The sequence below is a fragment of the Pseudomonas sp. B707 genome, from assembly GCF_022496685.1.
GTDB lineage: Bacteria > Pseudomonadota > Gammaproteobacteria > Pseudomonadales > Pseudomonadaceae > Aquipseudomonas > Aquipseudomonas paraglycinae.
This window is the reverse complement of the sequence record NZ_WTVE01000015.1, coordinates 356,665-376,807: the sequence shown is the minus strand read 5'-3', so window position 1 is coordinate 376,807 and position 20,143 is coordinate 356,665. Positions and strand designations below refer to the sequence as shown.

At 60.4% G+C, this 20,143-nt stretch carries 15 protein-coding genes; 6 read left to right on the top strand and 9 right to left on the bottom strand.

Features of this window, described 5'->3' with window-relative positions; all coding sequences use genetic code 11:
• Nucleotides 1–3 precede the first annotated feature (3 nt).
• Nucleotides 4–1,383, bottom strand: coding sequence for an exodeoxyribonuclease VII large subunit (gene xseA, locus GQX66_RS07205; protein WP_007956669.1), 1,380 nt, complete (start codon nucleotides 1,381–1,383; stop codon nucleotides 4–6).
• Nucleotides 1,384–1,393: 10 nt separating this feature from the next.
• Nucleotides 1,394–2,281: a LysR family transcriptional regulator gene (locus tag GQX66_RS07200; protein ID WP_102716887.1), complete on the bottom strand. Its 888-nt coding sequence runs from the start codon at nucleotides 2,279–2,281 to the stop codon at nucleotides 1,394–1,396.
• Between the two features lie 100 nt (nucleotides 2,282–2,381).
• Between GQX66_RS07200 and GQX66_RS07195 the strand changes: the two genes are divergently transcribed.
• The 4 genes from GQX66_RS07195 (at nucleotide 2,382) to guaA (ending at nucleotide 7,034) form a co-directional block, all read left to right on the top strand.
• Nucleotides 2,382–3,149, top strand: coding sequence for a sulfite exporter TauE/SafE family protein (locus GQX66_RS07195; protein ID WP_102688186.1), 768 nt, complete (start codon nucleotides 2,382–2,384; stop codon nucleotides 3,147–3,149).
• A gap of 73 nt (nucleotides 3,150–3,222) precedes the next feature.
• On the top strand, nucleotides 3,223–3,771 hold the full coding sequence (locus GQX66_RS07190; protein ID WP_085745307.1) for a sugar ABC transporter ATPase: 549 nt from the start codon (nucleotides 3,223–3,225) through the stop codon (nucleotides 3,769–3,771).
• 115 nt (nucleotides 3,772–3,886) lie between these two features.
• Complete coding sequence (gene guaB, locus GQX66_RS07185) at nucleotides 3,887–5,356, top strand: IMP dehydrogenase (protein WP_034156270.1); 1,470 nt, start codon at nucleotides 3,887–3,889, stop codon at nucleotides 5,354–5,356.
• Between the two features lie 100 nt (nucleotides 5,357–5,456).
• A complete protein-coding gene (gene guaA, locus GQX66_RS07180) occupies nucleotides 5,457–7,034 on the top strand; it encodes a glutamine-hydrolyzing GMP synthase (RefSeq protein ID WP_011335797.1) in 1,578 nt (525 codons plus the stop codon).
• A gap of 98 nt (nucleotides 7,035–7,132) precedes the next feature.
• Here the strand turns inward: guaA and GQX66_RS07175 are convergent, their stop codons facing one another.
• Nucleotides 7,133–11,437 (bottom strand): membrane-targeted effector domain-containing toxin, encoded by a 4,305-nt coding sequence (locus GQX66_RS07175; RefSeq protein ID WP_346769677.1) that lies wholly within the window; start codon nucleotides 11,435–11,437, stop codon nucleotides 7,133–7,135.
• Nucleotides 11,438–11,727: 290 nt separating this feature from the next.
• Between GQX66_RS07175 and GQX66_RS07170 the strand changes: the two genes are divergently transcribed.
• Nucleotides 11,728–13,104: a multicopper oxidase family protein gene (locus GQX66_RS07170; protein ID WP_085745305.1), complete on the top strand. Its 1,377-nt coding sequence runs from the start codon at nucleotides 11,728–11,730 to the stop codon at nucleotides 13,102–13,104.
• Complete coding sequence (gene tadA, locus GQX66_RS07165) at nucleotides 13,104–13,604, top strand: tRNA adenosine(34) deaminase TadA (protein WP_085745304.1); 501 nt, start codon at nucleotides 13,104–13,106, stop codon at nucleotides 13,602–13,604. Before GQX66_RS07170 ends, tadA begins: the two co-directional genes overlap by 1 nt.
• 179 nt (nucleotides 13,605–13,783) lie before the next feature.
• On the opposite strand, the gene cmoB is transcribed toward tadA, so the two are convergent.
• From cmoB to lon, 6 genes are all read right to left on the bottom strand, one after another.
• Nucleotides 13,784–14,740, bottom strand: a complete 957-nt coding sequence (gene cmoB, locus GQX66_RS07160) for a tRNA 5-methoxyuridine(34)/uridine 5-oxyacetic acid(34) synthase CmoB (RefSeq protein WP_007956659.1) — start codon at nucleotides 14,738–14,740, stop codon at nucleotides 13,784–13,786.
• Nucleotides 14,737–15,444 (bottom strand): carboxy-S-adenosyl-L-methionine synthase CmoA, encoded by a 708-nt coding sequence (gene cmoA, locus GQX66_RS07155; protein ID WP_218888027.1) that lies wholly within the window; start codon nucleotides 15,442–15,444, stop codon nucleotides 14,737–14,739. The genes cmoB and cmoA overlap by 4 nt, the downstream gene beginning before the upstream one ends.
• Nucleotides 15,445–15,639: 195 nt before the next feature.
• Nucleotides 15,640–16,053, bottom strand: coding sequence for a hypothetical protein (locus GQX66_RS07150; protein WP_129974270.1), 414 nt, complete (start codon nucleotides 16,051–16,053; stop codon nucleotides 15,640–15,642).
• Between the two features lie 128 nt (nucleotides 16,054–16,181).
• Nucleotides 16,182–16,835 (bottom strand): lysoplasmalogenase, encoded by a 654-nt coding sequence (locus GQX66_RS07145; RefSeq protein WP_178082644.1) that lies wholly within the window; start codon nucleotides 16,833–16,835, stop codon nucleotides 16,182–16,184.
• A 2-nt stretch (nucleotides 16,836–16,837) separates the two neighbouring features.
• Nucleotides 16,838–17,230 (bottom strand): protease inhibitor I42 family protein, encoded by a 393-nt coding sequence (locus GQX66_RS07140; protein WP_102716880.1) that lies wholly within the window; start codon nucleotides 17,228–17,230, stop codon nucleotides 16,838–16,840.
• A gap of 205 nt (nucleotides 17,231–17,435) precedes the next feature.
• Entirely contained in the window at nucleotides 17,436–19,859 is a 2,424-nt protein-coding gene (lon, locus tag GQX66_RS07135; protein ID WP_102688177.1) for an endopeptidase La, read from the bottom strand.
• Between the last annotated feature and the right edge of the window lie 284 nt (nucleotides 19,860–20,143).

Below are 20,143 nucleotides of genomic sequence, written 5' to 3'. Positions count from 1 at the left end.
GGATCAGTCCAGTAAAGAGAGAGTGACAGGCGTCAGGTGATTGTCCTCGACGCGCACTTGCAGTTCGCCTTCGCCCAGTCTGGCCTTGAGGCGCTGGCCGGTGTGGGTCTGCGCGGCGTTGCGGATCGCGTTGCCACGCTCATCCAGCAGAATGCTGTAGCCACGGCCGAGGGTCGCCAGCGGGCTGACCACGTGCAGGGTCTGCATCTGGCTTTGCAGTTGTAAACGGCGGCGTTTCAAACCTTCGTTCATGGCACGTGGCAAGCGTTCAGCGAGGCTGTCGAGGCGCTGGCGCAACAGGGCCAGTTGGCGTCCCGGATGTTGCCCGGCGAGACGGGTTTCCAGGCGGATCAGGCGTTCGCGGCGGGTATTGAGCTGGCGCTCGAACGCTCGGCGCATGCGCATGTCCAGATCATCCAGACGTTGTGCCTGCTGGCGCAGACGCTCGCCGGGATGGCGCAGGCGGCGGGTCATGCCTTCAAGGCGCAGGCGATCGCGCATCAGGCGATCACGCATGCGCATCACCAGTCGGCGATGCAGGCTTTCGACCTGCCGGATCAGGTGGCTGGAATCCGGGGCAAGCAGTTCAGCAGCAGCGGACGGCGTCGGTGCGCGCACATCCGCCACGAAGTCGCTGATCGACACATCGGTTTCATGGCCGACCGCACTCACGATTGGCGTAACACAGGCATCGACCGCCCGGGCCACGGCTTCTTCATTGAAGCACCAGAGGTCTTCCAGCGAGCCGCCGCCGCGAGCCAGGATCAGCGCGTCGAAACCACGGGCATCCGCCAGTTTCAGGGCGCGGACGATCTGTGCGGTGGCTTCTCGGCCCTGAACGGCGGTCGGAATCAACGTCAGTTGCACCTGCGGCGCGCGGCGGCGGAACACGCTGATGATGTCGCGGATCACGGCGCCGGTCGGCGAACTGATGATGCCGATGCGCTGCGGGTGTGCCGGCAGCGGCACCTTGCGCTCGGCACTGAACAGGCCTTCGGCGCTTAACTTTTCCTTCAAGGCATCGAAGGCCAGGCGCAGGGCACCGTCACCGGCAGGCTCCACGGTGTCGAGGATCAGCTGATAGTCGCCACGCCCTTCGAACAGCGAGACCTTGCCGCGCACCTTGACCGCCAGACCGTCCTTCAGCGCCTGACGCACCCGCGCGGCATTCTGGCGGAACAGTGCGCAACGCACCTGCGCGCCGCTGTCCTTGAGCGTGAAATACACGTGGCCGGACGCCGGGCGGGCGAGGTTGGAGATTTCGCCTTCGACCCAGATGTTGCTGAACACGTCTTCGAGCAACACTCGCGCGCGGCCGTTGAGCTGGCTGACGGTCAGGACTTCGCGGTCGAGGCCGAGTCTTGCAAAGGGATCTTTAATCATGGGGCGCAGTTTAAAGGCATTCGCCGGTGAATGTCTGGAGGAAGTGTTGCACCAGAGGTGTGGGATTTTGCCGAGATGCGAGGGCGACAGTGCTCTGGCAATCGCCGCTCAGCGGCAGAAATCTCACACCAGCGGGCGCGATGTCCTGCATTGATTCCGGCAGAAGAGCGATGCCAAATCCGGCCTGGATCAATTGCAATTGCGTGGTCTTGCGCGACATCACCCGCGCAGCCTGGGGGAAGAAGCCGTGACGCATGCACAGGTCGGCGCACAAATAACTCAGCCCGCCGCGCTGCGGATGCGGGATGGAGATGAACGCTTCGTCCTTCAATTGCGCCAGATCGACCGCCTCCGCCAACGCCAGTCGATGATCCGCCGGCACGGCAAGCAGCAAGCGTTCGGTATAGAGCGGCACAACCTGAACACCCTCGCGCTGGCGCAGCACCGGTAGGCGCAGAAGACCGATATCGAGCCGGCCCTCGGCCAGTTCTTCAAGTTGTGCCTCCGAGGAGAGCGTGCCGATGTCCAGCGAAACACCGGGTTGCTGCTGCAGATATGCGCTCATGTCGCGCAACAGTCGGCCGCTTATCGGCACGGTGCTGGAGTGACACACGCGCAAAGTGCCGCGCTGCCCTTGGCCAATTTCCGTGGCCAGGGTGCTGGCCTTGTTCAGTTCATTGAGCAGGTTTCTCGCCCGGGGCAGGAACGCTTCGCCAGCGGCGGTGAGCCGGGGCTGGCGCGCGGTGCGTTCGAACAGCGGCGTTTGCAGGCGGGTTTCCATGTCCTTGATCTGTCGGCTCAACGCTGACTGGGCAATGAACAGGCGCTCGGCCGCGGCACTGAAGCTGCCGCTCTCGGCGATTTCCACGAAGTAGCGCAATTGACGGGTTGAAAGCACGAGGCATGCCTTTTTGAGATGGCTTGGCGGTTTCGAAGATATTAGTCGCAACCCTCGGCGCTGGCTAAAGTCATCGCAGGCTTATAAAGGAAGCGAGCGAATGAGCGTGGCGGGGTTGTTGAGCGAATGGTCGTGGGGTGCGCAGGGCTGGGTGGTGATCGGACTGGCCATCGCGCTGGCCTACATCGTGTTCGGGATTGCCGGTTTCGGCACGGCGCTGGTGGCGGGGCCGATCCTGATCCTGTTCATGCCGCTGTCGAAGATCGTGCCGTTGCTGGTGCTGCTGGATTTCGTCGCGGCGTTCGGCAATCTGCTGCCGTCGCGGCGTGACGTGGCGAAAGCGGAATTGCTGCGGCTGCTGCCGTGCATGGCGGTGGGTTGCACGCTGGGGGTGATTTTCTTGCTTAACCTCAAGTCCGATCTGCTGTTGCTGCTGATGGGGCTGTTCATCAGCGTGTACGCGATCTACAGCTTGTGGATCAAGGCGCGACCGGCGCAGTTGTCCGCCGTATGGGCGTTGCCGATGGGCACCGTGGGCGGGCTGTTCGGCGCGCTGTTCGGCAGTGGCGGCTTTCTTTATGCGATCTACCTCAACAGCCGACTGCCCAAGGACGCAGCCCGGGCCACGCAAAGTGCGCTGATCAGTTGCAGCACGGTGGTGCGTTTGAGCCTGTTCGCCATCGCCGGGGTGTATGCCGAGCTACCCTTGTTGATGCTGGCGCTGTGCCTGTTGCCAGCCATGGCGCTGGGCTTGTGGATCGGGCGGCGTTTGACGATGCGCCTGTCCCGCGAGGCCTTCGTGCGGTTGGTGACCTGGCTGGTGCTGGCGAGCGGGATTGCTCTGATCGGCCGCTATTTAAGCACTTGACCGGATTTTGTCAGGGATTAAGCTGCCGGCCGCGTTTGTCGCAGAACATCCTTTGACGCAGCAGGCTTGCATCATGAACTCCCAAAGCATCATCGTCCCGAAAATCTCCAACCTGCCGGTGCACGAGCCCCGGGCCCGGGCGATCCTGCGCTGGCTGGTGCGCAAGAACATCGTCAAGGAAGAGCTGAGCACGTGCGGACGTACCGGCAATCGCATGGCCTACGCCATCGCCGATGGTGCCCGTGCGGTGGTGCTGCACCCCGAGGCGCTGCCGTTTGGCGAGCCGATCAACGGTCTCGAGGTCATCACTAAGCGCTGCATCTATACCCCGGCCAAGGGGTTTCTCGGAGAAGCCGGGTGCGCCGAATGCCGTCAGGAGATCGGCGAAGCGTTGTTCGAAAGCCTGGAAGACTGGATGCCGGGCCGCACCGACAACTTCACCTGTCCTGAATGCGGGCATGAAGACGACATCAACGGTTTCCTGTATTTGCAGGAGTGCGGTTTTTCCAACCTCGGTTTCATCTTCAACAACTGGCTGGAGGCGGGCTTCAAGCAGAGTTTCATCGACGAATTCGCCGACTGGCTGGATCAACCGGTGAGCTGGGTCAAGGTCGAGTTGTGAGGGGCGTTTTTCCCGTACATCAGCAACATTGATATAAGACAAGTTTTACATTGAGCCCGGTAGGGTGTCTGAGTATAATGGCGCGCTTCCATTTTCCCGCTCGGGAGCCCCCGCGATGCTGCGTATCAGCCAAGAAGCTCTGACCTTCGACGACATTCTCCTAGTGCCCGGTTATTCCGAGGTGCTTCCTAACGAAGTCAGTCTGAAGACCCGCCTTACCCGTGGCATCGAGCTGAACATTCCTCTGGTTTCTGCCGCCATGGACACCGTTACTGAAGCCCGTCTGGCAATCGCCATGGCTCAGGAAGGTGGCATCGGCATTATCCACAAGAACATGACCATCGAGCAGCAAGCTGCCGAAGTTCGCAAGGTCAAGAAGTTCGAAGCCGGTGTGGTCAAGGACCCAATCACCATCGAGGCTGACGCCACGGTTCGTGATCTGTTCGAACTGACCCGCATGCACAACATTTCCGGCGTTCCGGTTCTGCACGATGGCGACCTGGTCGGCATCGTCACTTCCCGTGACGTGCGTTTCGAAACCCGTCTGGAAGCCACTGTTCGTGAAGTGATGACGCCCAAAGAGCGTCTGGTCACTGTTCGCGAAGGCGCCGACAAGAACGAAGTCCGCGAGCTGCTGCACAAGCACCGCCTGGAAAAAGTCCTGATCGTCGACGACAAGTTTGCCCTCAAAGGCATGATGACCGTCAAAGACATCGAGAAAGCCAAGGCCTATCCGCTGGCCAGCAAGGACGATCAAGGTCGTCTGCGCGTCGGCGCTGCGGTCGGTACCGGTAAAGACACTGGTGACCGCGTTGCCGCCCTGGTCAATGCCGGCGTGGACGTGGTGGTGGTCGACACCGCTCATGGTCACTCCAAAGGCGTGATCGACCGCGTTCGCTGGGTCAAAGAGAATTTCCCTGAAGTGCAGGTGATCGGCGGCAACATCGCCACCGGCGCAGCCGCCAAGGCTCTGGCCGAAGCTGGCGCCGACGCGGTCAAGGTCGGTATCGGCCCTGGCTCGATCTGCACCACCCGTATCGTCGCCGGTGTCGGCGTTCCGCAAATCAGTGCCATCGCCAACGTTGCCGCTGCCCTCGAAGGCACCGGCGTTCCGTTGATCGCCGACGGCGGCATCCGTTTCTCCGGTGACCTGTCCAAGGCCATCGTTGCCGGTGCTTCCTGCGTGATGATGGGCTCGATGTTTGCCGGTACCGAAGAAGCACCGGGCGAGATCGAACTGTTCCAGGGCCGTTCGTACAAGGCTTATCGCGGCATGGGTTCGCTGGGCGCCATGTCCCAGGCTCAAGGTTCCTCCGACCGTTACTTCCAGGACTCCTCGGCAGGCGCCGAGAAACTCGTTCCGGAAGGTATCGAAGGCCGTGTTCCTTACAAGGGCACCCTGAGCGCGATCATTCACCAGTTGATGGGCGGTCTGCGTTCCTCGATGGGTTACACCGGCAGCGCCAACATCGAAGAAATGCGCACCAAGCCCGAGTTCGTGCGGATCACCGGTGCCGGCATGGCCGAATCCCACGTCCACGACGTGCAGATCACCAAAGAAGCGCCAAACTACCGCGTAGGTTGAGGCTTCAAGCAAAACGTTAAATGACCGGGGCTGTTTTATTCAGCCCCGAGTCGTTTCTGAATCAAAGACTGTTTCTGAATTACTTAGACGAGACTGAATCATGGCCCTCGACATTCACGCTCACCGCATCCTGATCCTCGACTTCGGTTCGCAATACACCCAACTGATCGCCCGCCGCGTGCGCGAGATCGGTGTGTACTGCGAACTGCACCCGTTCGACATGGACGAAGATGCGATCCGCGAATTTGCGCCAAAAGGCGTGATCCTCGCCGGCGGTCCCGAGTCCGTGCACGAAGCCAACAGCCCGCGCTGCCCGCAAGCGGTATTCGACCTGGGCGTACCGGTCTTCGGTATCTGCTACGGCATGCAGACCATGGCCGAGCAACTGGGCGGCAAGGTTGAAGGCTCCGAACTGCGTGAGTTCGGTTATGCCCGCGTTGACGTGGTGGGCAAGAGCCGCCTGCTCGACGGCATCGAAGACCACATCGACGCCGACGGCCTGTTCGGCCTCGACGTGTGGATGAGCCACGGTGACAAGGTCACCAAGATGCCAAGCGATTTCCACATCCTGGCCAGCACCCCGAGCTGCCCGATCGCTGGCATGTTCAACGACGAGCGCGCTTACTACGGCGTGCAGTTCCACCCGGAAGTGACCCACACCAAGCAGGGCGGTCGCATCCTGTCGCGTTTCGTTCTCGACATCTGCGGCTGCGAAGCCCTGTGGACTCCGTCGAAGATCGCCGAAGACGCCATCGCCAACATCCGCGCACAAGTCGGTACCGACAACGTGCTGCTGGGTCTGTCCGGCGGTGTGGACTCCTCGGTGGTTGCGGCGCTGCTGCACAAGGCCATCGGTGATCAACTGACCTGCGTCTTCGTCGACAACGGCCTGCTGCGTCTGCACGAAGGCGAGCAAGTGATGGCCATGTTCGCCGAGAACATGGGCGTCAAGGTGATCCGCGCCAACGCGGAAGACCAGTTCCTGAACAACCTGGCCGGCGAAGCCGATCCGGAGAAGAAGCGCAAGATCATTGGCCGCACCTTCATCGACGTGTTCGATGCCGAATCCTGCAAGCTGGACAACATCAAGTACCTGGCTCAGGGCACTATCTACCCGGACGTGATCGAGTCGGCTGGCGCGAAAAGCGGCAAGGCCCACGTGATCAAGTCGCACCACAACGTGGGCGGCCTGCCGGAAGAAATGAACCTGAAACTGGTCGAGCCACTGCGCGAACTGTTCAAGGACGAAGTCCGTCGTCTGGGCCTGGAACTGGGCCTGCCGTACGACATGGTCTACCGTCACCCGTTCCCGGGCCCGGGCCTGGGCGTGCGCATCCTTGGTGAAGTGAAGAAGGAATACGCCGACCTGCTGCGTCGCGCCGACCACATCTTCATCGAAGAACTGCGCAAGGCCGACTGGTACCACAAGGTCAGCCAGGCCTTCGTAGTGTTCCAGCCAGTGAAATCGGTTGGCGTGGTCGGCGATGGCCGTCGTTACGCCTGGGTCGTGGCCCTGCGTGCCGTGGAAACCATCGACTTCATGACCGCGCGTTGGGCACACCTGCCTTACGAGCTGCTGGAAACTGTCAGCGGCCGCATCATCAATGAAATCGAAGGCATCTCCCGCGTCACTTACGACGTGTCGAGCAAGCCGCCGGCGACCATTGAGTGGGAGTGATCCTGCACAAGCCCTGATGGCTTGAGGTCAGGACCAACAAAAAGCCGCGTGAAACGATGTTTCACGCGGCTTTTCTGTTTCTGGCTTTCAGTGGCTGATTACAACGGTCTGGACCAACCCGCCAGTTTCATGCCTCGCTCATCAAGCGCCTTGAGCAGCGCCTTGATACTGGCGAAGCGCTTTTCATGGACGCTGGGCCATTCGGGGCGCTCGATGAAAACGCGGTTGGATTCGAAGTGGATATCGGTGCGCACGATCGCATTGGCGCGGCTGCGATGAACCAGAAAGGTTTCCCGCAATTCCCTTTTCAAGGTGTACAGACCCGGTCGGGAAAGTAGCCGTTCGATGTCTGGGGTCGTCCGGGCGTACCACGGTGTTTCGACTTGCAGGCGCAGGTCACCTTTTACGAATGCCTGGTTCTTGCCCATTTGATCGGCAAGACTTTTACCGGGATCCGCTTCGATACCGCCGGATTGACCTTCAGCAACATCTTCGGCGCGCAGACCGACGACGCCTTCCAGCTCGCTGACACCGGCAACGCCTTCGAACGTGTTCGAGTGGGAGTTCCCCATCAGTGCCACCCAGTTATGCGGCCCGCGAGCCGCCTGGTCAGCCTCGATCACGGTGTGAGCGTAGTAGTTCATCATTCTCTGGCGTGCCGACGGATCCGCCGTTCTCATTCCTTCAACCCGATAACTGGCCAGGCAGTCGATGGCCTGAACGCGTATCCCGTTGCGATTGGCTTCCTTGACCAGATCGAGAAAGGTGTAGCGTTGCAGCGGATCGGTCACGTGACCACTGTCGAGCTGAATCAGATAGTTCTCCAGATCCCGCGGCATGACCGATGTCCTGGCGTAATTATCCAGCGCGGCCTGATGGAAGTCCGTGAGCAGGTGCTCGGAGTAAAGCGTCTTCACACCCTTGTTGGCCAGGGTTTGCATATTGTCCATCAGCCATTGCTTGCTGCCGATTTCGGCATGGCTTTCGCCAATGACCAGACCGCGAAACTCTGTGAATACCCGCTCGATGAATGCTTGTCCCGACAGTCCTGCTGTCAGCGAATCCATTGATGGGCGTACGGGAAGATGCAGCTCGGCATAGAAACGTATTGCTGCTTCATGCAGTTGTTTTCGCAGCGTCTTGAATGTATCGAGGGGTGAATTGCCGCCCCATGAAGCGACGGAGTCGTTCAGCAGAGAGGCGTCATTGCCCCGCGCCACGTTTTTCAGTTCGGCCCGGGCCTGCACCGCAATCTCATACGGCGAGGTGAAACGGGGTGGATCCTTGATCATCAAATCCGGGGCGGGTGGCGCTTCAATCGCCGGGATGGACGGCTGAATGTCTGGCAGTTGACCGGGCGTAGCGGTGGGATCAATGCGCACGTGTACCTGCGTGAGACCTTCATGTTCTATGGCTTCCAATAGTTCATGCAGGCTGTCGAAGTGGCGCCCGCTGATGGCTGACCATTTCGGCCGGAGGATGGAGAAACCGGCGCTGTCCTGCTGAATCGGTGTACGCACCAGACTGCCATCGCCACTGCGGTGAACAAGGGTGGAGGGCTCCTGCACCATGAACATGCCGCGCCTGGGCAGCGCCTCTTCAAGCGAGCGAGCTGTTGCCGTCGCGGGCGGTGCGCTCAGTTGCAGGCGAAGATCGCTTTTCAATTCGTCGAAGGGACGTCCCAGGATGTCTTTGACTTTTTTGCCCGGGTCAGCTGTAAGCCCCTGAGCCTGACCCACTGCACTTTCATCAACGCGCAATGCCACCGCCCCTTCCAGCTCACTCAGCCCTGCAACGTTGTCGAAGCTGCTGGCGCGGGCCTCATCAACCAGTGCGATCCAGCGATGAGCACCTCGTGCGGCCTGGTCGGCCTGAATCACGGTGTCCGAGTAGTAATTCATCATTTTTCGGCTGCTGGCTTCGGTAGTACCTTCCATCCGTGGAAAGCGCCGGGTCGCCATGCTGTCGATCGCTTGTACGCGGATGTGATTCTTCTGTGCGCCTTTTACCAGCTCGGTGTAGGAATACGGTCCGGCAGGGTCGGTCTTGAACCGCGCATCCAAAGCCTTCAGGTACCGCTCGAGAGCCGGCGGCATCTTGCCGCTCTGGTGAAAAACATCCAGATCCGCTTGATGGAAATCCGTGAGCAAGTGATCCAGGTAAAGGGTCCTGACCTTCTGTTTGTTCAGCACTTTGAGATTGTCGACAAGGGTCTGTCTAGCACCGATGGCAGAACTGTCCTGACCGATTACGAGGCCGGTGCCGTCCTTGAACAGGCGCTTGGTCATTTCGGCAAACGGCGTCGTGGGTTTGAAGAGTGGGACGGCCGGACGCGGGGGAAATTCGGTGGCGGCATAGGCGTTGATGGCATCGTCGTAGAGCCCGCGACGCAGGGTTTTGAAGTCTTGATAGAAACGGTCGCTGCTGTCCTGTGGATCCAGCGGGAAATCATCGACCTGAGCTTCGGCAACGGGTTGCAGCGCCGATCGCGATGCTTGCGGCACATCGTACGTCAGTGGTTGCATCTCCACTTCCGGCAGTGGGTCGGCCGTGTGTCCGAAGGGCCACTTGCCGAAAATTTTCATGCCACCCTTGAGTCCGGGACGGGCCACCGGTTCCCACCTGAGCGCTTCGTTCAAGCGAACCGGGACGTTGCGGTAAAACGAGAAAGGATTGGCCGGATCAATAATGACCCAGCCGCGTAACTGCTCGACATAACGCACCTGATAAAAACCGTCGCTTCCTGCGCGGCGCATGTAAATGTAACGCTTGCCCGACGCGGCCAGGATGATCTCCTGCAGTTTGGAATCACCGGTTTCAACGCGGGTGCCTTCGGTGATTTCAGTCTTGAATGAAGCAAGGAAGTCCTCGGGCTGCGCGGGCAGGACGCGCGTCGGGGCGATTTCCTCCAATGCAGGCAACGGGGGGCGGGCAATCGCCGCTTCGACAAGTTTTTCTTCCGGTGCGAAGACCGTGCTGGCCTCGGCTATTTCCGGGAGACGGCCACTGCCCTTGAGGAAGGTGGCGTTGAAAAGGGTATCGATGGTCGCGAAGATGGCGCCCGTCACTGCAGACTTGCGTTCACCGGGTGTTTTGCCATTGACCGCCTGATCAATCTGCAACCCGACATTGGCGATGCCGGCACCCACGACCGCCAGTGCCACCGGCCAGCCGACAGCGGCCATCGGACCGAACATGCGACCGAAAGCGTTGAGATAGCCGATCCACAGCTTTTTCCGCAGATCGCCATTGGTGTGCATCATGAACGTGGCGTCGCTGATCATCCTGGCGTGAGTGGCGTTGGCGAGGAAGGTGAAGGCATCGCTCTTGAACGTCTCGCTGGTGTGTTCGATCAGGGAGTGATCGGCGCAGTCCCAGGCGCTGACCAGCAGATCCAGGACATGATTGAGCCCGACGTTTTCGACGTGCGGTGGGCGGAAGATCTCAGTGAGCAGATACGTCCCGGGACTCAACAGCGAGAGCCACCCCGGCTTTGCCGCATCCCGCCATGAGGTGTCTTCCATGATGTCGTGATCGGCTACCTGAAAGTGCGCGAGGAAGCGTTTGCGGTCAGCCGGTTGACGGGTTTGCGACAACACCCACCAATGCAGGTCCTCCGCTGTCTCGAAGGCATGCAGGCCCCAGACTTCCCCAGGGGTGTAGAGGATCTTTCGGCCATTGACGTCGGTGATGCACAGAATATCGGTCGCTACATAACCCCCCACCTTCAGCAGGCTCAGATGCATTCCCTTGGCGGGCGCCGCATCCTCCTCCAGCATCTGCAACGTGACGGGCCAGCTCACATTGCCGGCGACAGCCTTGACCACGGTTCGGAAGTTTTCGTCCGACAACCGGCCACCTTCGCGATCCTCCATGGCCTGGGCAATAAAGGTGCACTTGGCCAGGCTGCGAAATGTCCTGGTGTGTTTTTTCCAGAACGAGGCGACCTTTTGATTGAACCGATCGGCGAAATTGATCGCCCAGAAGTCCTTCAGTACCTCGTTTCCATGCAACCGCACTTCATTGGTCTCGTCGAAGTCCTCGGCATCCGGTCCGGTCGTGTAAAAGCCCCCATCGACATCGAGCATGTCCGAGTTGTCCTGATCACCGACGCGGAACCGCTGGATCACCAGTTGCGGCAAGGTCATGGACTCGGTTGGCCGGGCACCATGATGTTCCCAGCCCGTGAAGGCTTTCCAGCTGCTGCTGGAGAACTTGAAGCGGTGCCAGTAAACCTGTTCAGGATCCAGATGATCCACGCCATGTTTGCGCAGGATATCCCTGGCGATATCACTGGCCATTTCGTACATGTCGGGGCAGGCCTGAACCAGTGCGGGTACCAGATTTTTCAGGGCCAGTTTGTCGGCAACATTGGGTAGTGCAGTGTTTTCGGATGTGTCCACGGTCTTTCCTTGAGGTGGTACGGATGGGACCGGATCATTTCAGGCGGGCGTAGGAAGGGTCTGTCGGCTGCTGTGTGTAACGGGTGTCGGAGCAATAGGTATGACGTATGGGAAAAGGATCAGGATCCAGTACGAAAACCCGGCAATTTGCAGCAGTTGAGTCCTGCTTTTCGCTCTGAGGAACTGCGGCCAGTCGCCGCGCTGCCCTTACTGTTTCTCATCTGCGGGTGTATCGTATTCGCCCTTTCGGGCCTGCGGGCCCGCCGCAGATACGTGAGGTAGTTGAGTTCATGTCCTTTACCCGTCGCCAAATCCTCGGTGGCCTGGCCGGTCTTGTTGTCGTTGGCGTAGGAGCGGGGGGCGCGTCGCGTTACTGGCTGGGCAAGATGGCCGATGCCGATGCGGGGCATGACTACGAGCTGATCGCCGCGCCACTGGACGTCGAGCTGGTGCCAGGGCACAAGACCGAAGCATGGGCGTTTGGCCCATCGGCGCCGGGCACCGAATTACGCGTGCGTCAGGGCGAGTGGTTGCGGGTGCGCTTCATCAACCATCTGCCGGTGGCGACCACCATTCACTGGCACGGCATCCGCCTGCCGCTGGAGATGGACGGCGTGCCGTACGTTTCGCAATTGCCGGTGCTGCCGGGCGAATACTTCGATTACAAATTCCGTGTGCCGGACGCCGGCAGCTACTGGTATCACCCGCACGTCAGCAGCAGTGAGGAACTCGGTCGCGGGCTGGTCGGGCCGTTGATTGTCGAGGAGCGCGAGCCGACCGGGTTCAAGTACGAAAAGACCCTGAGCCTGAAGAACTGGCACATCGACGACGAAGGCAACTTCGTCGAGTTCAGCATTCCGCGCGAAGCGGCCCGTGGCGGTACGGCGGGGCGGCTGTCGACCATCAACGGCGTGCCTACGCCGGTGATCGAGTTGCCGGCCGGGCAGATCACCCGGGTTCGTCTGCTCAACCTCGACAACACCCTGACCTATCGCATCAACATTCCTGGTGTCGAAGCGCAGATCTATGCGCTGGACGGCAACCCGGTCGAGCCGCGCCCGTTGGGCAAGGAATACTGGCTGGGTCCGGGCATGCGCATCTGCCTGGCGATCAAGGCACCACCGGCCGGGGAGGAACTGTCGCTGCGCAACGGCCCGGTTCGCCTGGGCACCCTGCGGTCGGTGGCCAACAATGACGCGCCGACCGACTGGCCGAAAGCACTGCCGGCCAACCCGGTGGCCGAGCCGGACCTGGCCAATGCCGAGAAACTCAACTTCAATTTCGAATGGGTCGGTTCGGTGTCGGTGAATGTTGACAACGGCAAGCCGCCGAGCCTGTGGCAGATCAACGGCAAGGCCTGGGACATCACCGACAAGACCTGCGCCGACCGGCCGATCGCCAGCCTGAAACTGGGCCAGAGCTATATTTTCGAACTGAAGAACATGACCCAGTACCAGCACCCGATCCACCTGCACGGCATGAGCTTCAAGGTGATTGCGTCGAACCGGCACAAGATCGTGCCGTATTTCACCGACACGTATCTGCTGGGCAAGAACGAGCGCGCGCAAGTGGCGCTGGTGGCGGATAACCCGGGGGTGTGGATGTTCCACTGCCACGTGATCGACCACATGGAAACCGGCCTGATGGCCGCCATCGAGGTGAAGTGATGCGCCAGATTCGCCCCGCGGCGATCATCGACCGCAGCCGTGATCGCGATTTCATGCGTGAGGCGCTGGAGTTGGCAGCACAAGGCGCGGCCCTCGGCGAAGTGCCGGTGGGCGCGGTGCTGGTGCAGGATGGCGAGATCATCGGGCGCGGTTTCAACTGTCCGATCAGTACCAGCGACCCGAGTGCGCATGCGGAAATGGTCGCGATTCGCGCCGCTGCACAGGCTGTGAGCAACTATCGTCTGCCGGGCAGCACGCTCTACGTGACGCTGGAACCGTGCAGCATGTGCGCAGGGCTGATCGTGCATTCGCGGGTTGCGCGGGTGGTGTATGGCGCGCTGGAGCCCAAGGCCGGGATTGTGCAGAGTCAGGGACAGTTCTTCACTCAGGGCTTTCTCAACCATCGAGTGTTGTATGAAGGCGGGGTGTTGGCGGAGGAGTGTGGGGCGGTGTTGACCGAGTTCTTCCGAGCTCGCCGAACCAAAAGCCCCTCACTCTAACCCTCCCGAAACGTCGGACCGCCCGGAGGGAGAGGGGACTGACCGGGTGACAGATGACGTTACGCCGTCCTGAGATTTTTGAGTCGAACTCAAGTTTTGAAAAGCTCCAGGATCGGCTCCCTCTCCTAGGGGAGAGGGCTGGGGTGAGGGGGGCTCACCGCGGAGTTTGGGAGAGCGGGTTATTTCTTCGCGACAATTACGGCCCGCATCGGCGCCGGCAACCCTTCAATCGTCTTGCTGTGATCTTCCGGATCAAGGAAATCACTCAACGACTGATACTTCATCCACTCTGTCCCGCGCTGCTCTTCAACAGTGGTGGTGCTCACATCCACACATTTCACGTCAGTAAACCCGGCACGACGCAGCCACAATTCCAGCGCCGGCACCGACGGCAGGAACCACACATTACGCATCTGCGCATAACGATCTTCCGGCACCAGCACCTGATGCTTGTCGCCTTCGACCACCAGCGTCTCCAGCACCAGTTCACCACCTTTCACCAGGCAATCCTTCAGCGCCAGCAAATGTTCGATCGGCGAGCGACGGTGATAGAACACACCCATCGAGAACACGGTATCGAAGCCTTCCAGATTCGGCGGCAGGTCTTCGAAAGGGAACGGCAGGTGCCAGGCATTCGGTTCTGACAGATAACGCTGCACCGCCTGGAACTGGCAGAAGAACAGCCAGTTCGGATCGACACCGATCACGCTGTCGGCGCCGGCACCGAGCATGCGCCACATGTAGTAGCCGTTACCGCAACCGACATCGAGGATGCGTTTGCCCTTCAGATCCAGATGCGGAGCGACCCGCGACCACTTCCAGTCCGAGCGCCATTCGGTGTCGACGTGCACGCCGAACAGATCGAACGGCCCTTTGCGCCACGGCGACAGGCCCATCAGTGCGGTGCGCATTTGTGCGCGGGTTTCGTCGTCGCAATCGGTGTCGAGTTTCAGGCCGTCGAGCAGGTCGACTTCGGTCGGCTGGATCTTCGGCAAGGCGTCCAGCGCACTTTGCCAGCGCTCCAGATCGCCGTGACCTTTCTCCATTTTCTTGTCGAGCTGCACTTGCAGGGTGTTGGCCCATTCGGCCAGCGGCGTGCCGGCCAGACGGCGGGCGAGGGGAGACAGATCAATCATGGCAAGGCAATCAACGAGGCAAAGTTAAGACACTGGAACCACGGCACGACTTTCGAGAACCCGGCAGCCAGCAGGCGCTCACGGTGTTCTTCGAGGCTGTCGGGCTTCATGACATTTTCGATGGCGCTGCGCTTCTGGGCGATTTCCAGTTCGCTGTAGCCGTTGGCGCGCTTGAACGCGACGTGCAGGTCGGTCAGCAGCGCGTGTTCTTCGGCATCGTTGAAACGCAGCTTCTCCGACAGAATCAGCGCGCCGCCTGGCAGCAACGATTGGCGGATGCGTGACAGCAACGCCGTACGCTGATCCGGGGCAATGAATTGCAGGGTGAAGTTCAACGCCACCACCGAGGCCGGTTTGAAGTCGAGGGCGAGGATGTCGCCTTCGATCACTTCGACCGGCAGCAACTCCTGGAACATCGAATCCTGACCGTTGAGGTACTCGCGGCAGCGCTCGACCATGGCAGCCGAGTTATCCACCGCGATCACACGGCAACCGTCGGTGCGTACGTGGCGGCGAAGGGCTTGGGTCACCGCACCGAGCGAAGCTCCGAGGTCGTAGAGCACGCTGTTCGGCTGGGCGAACTGCGCCGCGAGCACGCCGAGGTTCTCGACGATGGTCGGGTAACCCGGCACCGAACGCTTGATCATGTCCGGGAACACCCGCACCACGTCTTCGTTGAAGGCGAAGTCAGGCACCTGGGCCATCGGCTGGGCGAAAATGCGATCGGGTTCTTTGCTCACGGCGGTTCCGGCGGTGTCGATGAAAAGGCCGGCATTTTAGCCAAACTGGCGCGCAGATGCGCGGGTTGTCTGATAAACCGTGCTGGTCGGAGTCAGGCTAAAGTTCAAAACTCGATCAACTTAGCCTGAAACCTTCTCGGGTCCAGATTGCGGCAAGACTTACGAGATAATGTAATTGGCTGCGAAATTTCCGTTCACATCGATTCCTGGTTCAACTACCCCTCCATAGTCCTGCACGGTCTGGATGGCGTATACGCCGGAGATGCTCTTGGAGGAGTGATCTACCGTGAGTTTCAGGGTCAAAGATGTCGCGGTATATCGAGTGTTCACCCAGCCCGTTCTGACATCAACGTTGACGCCCGGATCATTGAGTTTGTATTCGCCACTTTGGATGTCGGGAGCAAAGTTGAATTCGAGATTCTCAATCTGCTGCTCAAACTCCTCCTGCGCTCCCGTAATCCTTAAAAAATTGCTGAGAAAGCAATTCACGGTTGGGAAGTAGAAGGCCTCGCCGCTATCAATCTGGCATTTGAAGGTGTTGTTCGTATCGGCGTTTTCTATCTGATTATTCATGGTCGATCCCTCGGGCGATTGACAGGCGGTTTGCTGTCTCTCACTGCACTTTAAGCTGAGGGGGGGCGCGGATTTAACTGTCGGAAATGACAGTTTTTAATGCGATTTTCTAATGAGCTCGACGCTTTTTATCGCAAATCGGCTTTAGCTTCATTCGGATGCTTGAACGCCGAGGCGACGATGCCCCACTGCCCCAGCCAATAACTGAGGATGATGATGTAGGGCGCCGCATTGAACGGTGAGACGAACCGGTTGATACCGATCACGCTGTCGGAAAACACGAACGCCACCGCGCCACCCGCCGCCAGCAATGCCGAACGTTGCGGTACGCCGCTGCCGAGTCGGGCGAGAGCGCGCCAGAGCATGGCGCTGATGGCCGTTCCGTAGACGATCACTGGCACGGTCAACGGGCCGAGTCCGCTGCTGATCAATATGCCCAACAACACTGCACCCACGCTGAGGGCCAGGATCAGCGGCAGCAGGGCCAGGCGTCGGCAATCGCTGAGGTAAGCCTTGAGATACGCCAGATGCGCAACCAGAAATGCGCCGAGACCGAAGACAAACAAATCCCCCGGCCACGCCAGCAGTACATCACCGACCAGCGAGAAAATCAGACCGAGGCTGATCCAGCGGCGATAGTCGCTCGGTGGCGCATCGTGCAGCCAGCCGAGCAACGCCAATACCGGCAGCGGTTTGACCAGCAGGCAAAGCAGCGCCGCGTGGGTGCTGACGCCATAGAGAAAGGTCACGGCGCCCATCAGCGCGAGGATCAGCCAGCCCACGATCAGTTCACCGAAATGGCGCAGTCAAAGGTTTCCACCGGCAACACTTCCGGCGCCCAAGGCTGTTGCGAAGTCAGGCGCAGACGGCCGGTGCCGGGGGCGAACGCCTGGAAGCGCCAGGTCGAGAGACCGGCCGCGCCTACCACGCCGGCGTCTTCCGGATTGCTGTAGACCTCGGGGCTGAGGGCGCGCAATACGCCGCCGGCGGAATCCTGGATGGCCCAGCGGTAGCCGGTGGTGGGGTTGCTCGGGAGCATGACGATCAGGTTTTGCCCGTTGGTGAGGCGCACCGGGCATTCGCTCTGTTTTTCCACGGTCACGTTGGTTTTCGGTTGCGTGGCACAGGCGGCCAGCAGGGCGAGGGACAGGGGGACAAACAGGCGAAGGGGGGACATGGATTCAGTGGCTCCGGCGTTGGCGACGAACGGCGAGCATAACTGAAGATGAGACAAAGTGTGACAACGCCAGGCTTGGCGTGATCGTTCCCACGCTCCGCGTGGGAATGCCGCCCAGGACGCTCTGCGTTCCTTCGCAAGCGTGACGCGGAGCGTCACAGGATGCATTCCCACGCAGAGCGTGGGAACGATCGTTACAGAGTGATCAAAAAAGCACCTTCGCTACATCCGCAAACTTCTTGGCGAAATGCACGGTAATGCCTTCCTTCAAGTAATCCGGCAGCTCTTCGAAGTTGCCGCGATTCGCCTCCGGCAGAATCAACTCGAAGATCTTCTGCCGCCGCGCCGCAATCACCTTCTCGCGCACTCCGCCAATCGGCAGTACATGCCCGGTCAGCGTCAATTCACCGGTCATCGCCACGCCTTTTTTCGGCGCCTGATTACGGGCGAGCGAGAGCAGGGCGCTGGCCATGGTCACGCCGGCGCTCGGGCCGTCTTTCGGTGTCGCGCCTTCCGGCACGTGCAGGTGGACGAAGGCTTCGTCGAAGAACTTCGGATCGCCACCAAAAGATTTGAGGTGCGAACTGACGTAGCTGTAGGCGATCTCCGCCGACTCCTTCATCACATCGCCCAGTTGCCCGGTCAGTTTGAAACCACGATTGAACGTGTGAATCCGCGTGGCCTCGATCGGCAAGGTCGCGCCTCCCATGCTGGTCCAGGCCAGACCGGTGATCACGCCGGTGCCGGACAGCACTTGCTCGTTGCGGAACACCGGATGTCCAAGGGACGCTTCAAGGTCTTTCGGCCCGATCTTGATCACCGCTTTCGGATCGTCGATCAGTTTCATCACCGCTTTGCGCACCAGTTTGCCCATCTGTTTTTCCAGCTGGCGCACGCCGGCTTCACGGGCGTAGCCGTCGATCAAGGCTTTGAGCGCCGTGTCGCTGATGCTCAGGCTGCCCTTGGACACGCCGGCCTTTTCCAGCAGTTTCGGCCACAGGTGGCGTTTGGCGATGGCGACTTTTTCTTCGGTGATGTAGCCCGACAGGCGAATCACTTCCATCCGGTCCAGCAACGGGCCGGGAATCGAATCCAGGGTGTTGGCGGTGCAGACGAACAGGACTTTCGACAGGTCCATCCGCAGGTCCAGATAGTGGTCGAGGAATTCGACGTTCTGTTCCGGGTCGAGGGTTTCCAGCAGCGCCGAGGCCGGGTCGCCCTGGTAGCTCTGGCCCATCTTGTCGATCTCGTCGAGCATGATCACCGGGTTCATCACTTCGACGTCTTTCAACGCCTGCACGAGTTTGCCCGGCTGCGCGCCGATGTAGGTGCGGCGGTGGCCCTTGATCTCGGCTTCGTCGCGCATGCCGCCGAGGCTAAAGCGGTAGAACGGCCGACCAAGGGATTCGGCGATCGATTTGCCGACGCTGGTTTTACCCACGCCCGGCGGGCCGACCAGCAGCACGATGGAGCCGCTGATCTCGCCTTTATAGGCACCGACCGCGAGGAATTCGAGGATCCGGTCCTTGATGTCGTCGAGGCCGGCGTGGTGTTTGTCGAGCACCTTGCGCGCGTGCTTGAGGTCGAGTTTGTCCTCGCCGTACACGCCCCACGGCACCGAGGTTGCCCAGTCGAGGTAGTTGCGGGTGACCGCATACTCCGGCGATCCGGTTTCGAGGATCGACAGCTTGTTCATCTCTTCTTCGAGGCGCTTCTGCACCTGCGTCGGCAGGACTTTGCCTTCCAGACGCTGCTCGAACTGTTCGAGGTCGGCGCTGCGGTCGTCCTTGGTCAGGCCGAGTTCCTGCTGGATGACCTTGAGCTGTTCTTTAAGGAAGAACTCGCGCTGGTGCTCGCCGATCTTGCGGTTCACTTCGGCGGAGATTTCTTTTTGCAGGCGCGCGACTTCGACTTCCTTGCGCAGCATCGGCAGGACTTTTTCCATGCGCTTGAGCATCGGCACGCAGTCGAGCACTTCTTGCAGCTCATTGCCAGTCGCCGATGTGAGGGCGGCGGCAAAGTCGGTCAGCGGCGACGGATCGTTGGGGCTGAAGCGGTTGAGGTAGTTCTTCAGCTCTTCGCTGTACAGCGGGTTGAGCGGCAGCAGTTCCTTGATCGCGTTGATCAGCGCCATGCCGTAGGCCTTGACCTCGTCGGTCGGCTCGGTGGGCTGGTGCGGGTATTCGACTTCCACCAGATACGGCGGGCGATGGTGTTTGAGCCAGGTCTTGATGCGGACGCGGCTCAGGCCCTGGGCGACGAATTGCAGTTTGCCGTTTTCGCGACTGGCGTGGTGCACCTTGACCAGGGTGCCGTATTGCGGCAACGCCTTGGTGTCGAAGTGGCGCGGGTCTTCCTGGGGTGTGTCCATGAAGAACAGGGCCAGGGAGTGGTGTTCGGATTTGCTGACCAGTTCGAGGGTTTCGGCCCAGGGTTCTTCGTTGACGATGACCGGCAGGACCTGGGCCGGGAAGAACGGGCGGTTGTGGATCGGGATGATGTAGACCTTGTCCGGCAGGTTCTGGCCGGGCAGGGCGAGGCCTTTGCCGGGGACGTGGTGTTCGATGTGTTCGGCGTCGGTTTCGGTGATGTCGTCGGGGTTCTCGGGGAATTCTTGCTGGTCGCTCATGGGGCACCTGCGCAATTGGGTATGGCTGTTAGATGGGGCAGGGTTTGGGTGGTTTCAATGGGGGTGGGTGTTTCTGCTTGTGTGTTCAGGGTTTTGACAGGGTTTTGGGGTTGGGCTTGGCGGCCTTTGGGCCGGCCATGCTGGGGATTTATCGAGTACATATCCGTTTCTTCGGGTGCGCCCGCTGGCGGTTTCGCCCTTACGGCGAGGCACTTTTTTCAAACGCCAAAAAAGTACCCAAAAAGGCTCGTCCCGGCGTTCGGCCCTCGCAGGCTCGGGTTCCT

Coding starts and splice junctions, on each gene's coding strand:
- xseA (WP_007956669.1), bottom strand. CDS start 1,383: ATGATTAAAGATCCCTTTGCAAGACTCGGCCTCGACCGCGAAGTCCTG.
- GQX66_RS07195 (WP_102688186.1), top strand. CDS start 2,382: ATGAGCGTGGCGGGGTTGTTGAGCGAATGGTCGTGGGGTGCGCAGGGC.
- GQX66_RS07190 (WP_085745307.1), top strand. CDS start 3,223: ATGAACTCCCAAAGCATCATCGTCCCGAAAATCTCCAACCTGCCGGTG.
- guaB (WP_034156270.1), top strand. CDS start 3,887: ATGCTGCGTATCAGCCAAGAAGCTCTGACCTTCGACGACATTCTCCTA.
- guaA (WP_011335797.1), top strand. CDS start 5,457: ATGGCCCTCGACATTCACGCTCACCGCATCCTGATCCTCGACTTCGGT.
- GQX66_RS07170 (WP_085745305.1), top strand. CDS start 11,728: ATGTCCTTTACCCGTCGCCAAATCCTCGGTGGCCTGGCCGGTCTTGTT.
- tadA (WP_085745304.1), top strand. CDS start 13,104: ATGCGCCAGATTCGCCCCGCGGCGATCATCGACCGCAGCCGTGATCGC.
- cmoB (WP_007956659.1), bottom strand. CDS start 14,740: ATGATTGATCTGTCTCCCCTCGCCCGCCGTCTGGCCGGCACGCCGCTG.
- cmoA (WP_218888027.1), bottom strand. CDS start 15,444: ATGGCCCAGGTGCCTGACTTCGCCTTCAACGAAGACGTGGTGCGGGTG.
- GQX66_RS07150 (WP_129974270.1), bottom strand. CDS start 16,053: ATGAATAATCAGATAGAAAACGCCGATACGAACAACACCTTCAAATGC.
- GQX66_RS07140 (WP_102716880.1), bottom strand. CDS start 17,230: ATGTCCCCCCTTCGCCTGTTTGTCCCCCTGTCCCTCGCCCTGCTGGCC.
- lon (WP_102688177.1), bottom strand. CDS start 19,859: ATGAGCGACCAGCAAGAATTCCCCGAGAACCCCGACGACATCACCGAA.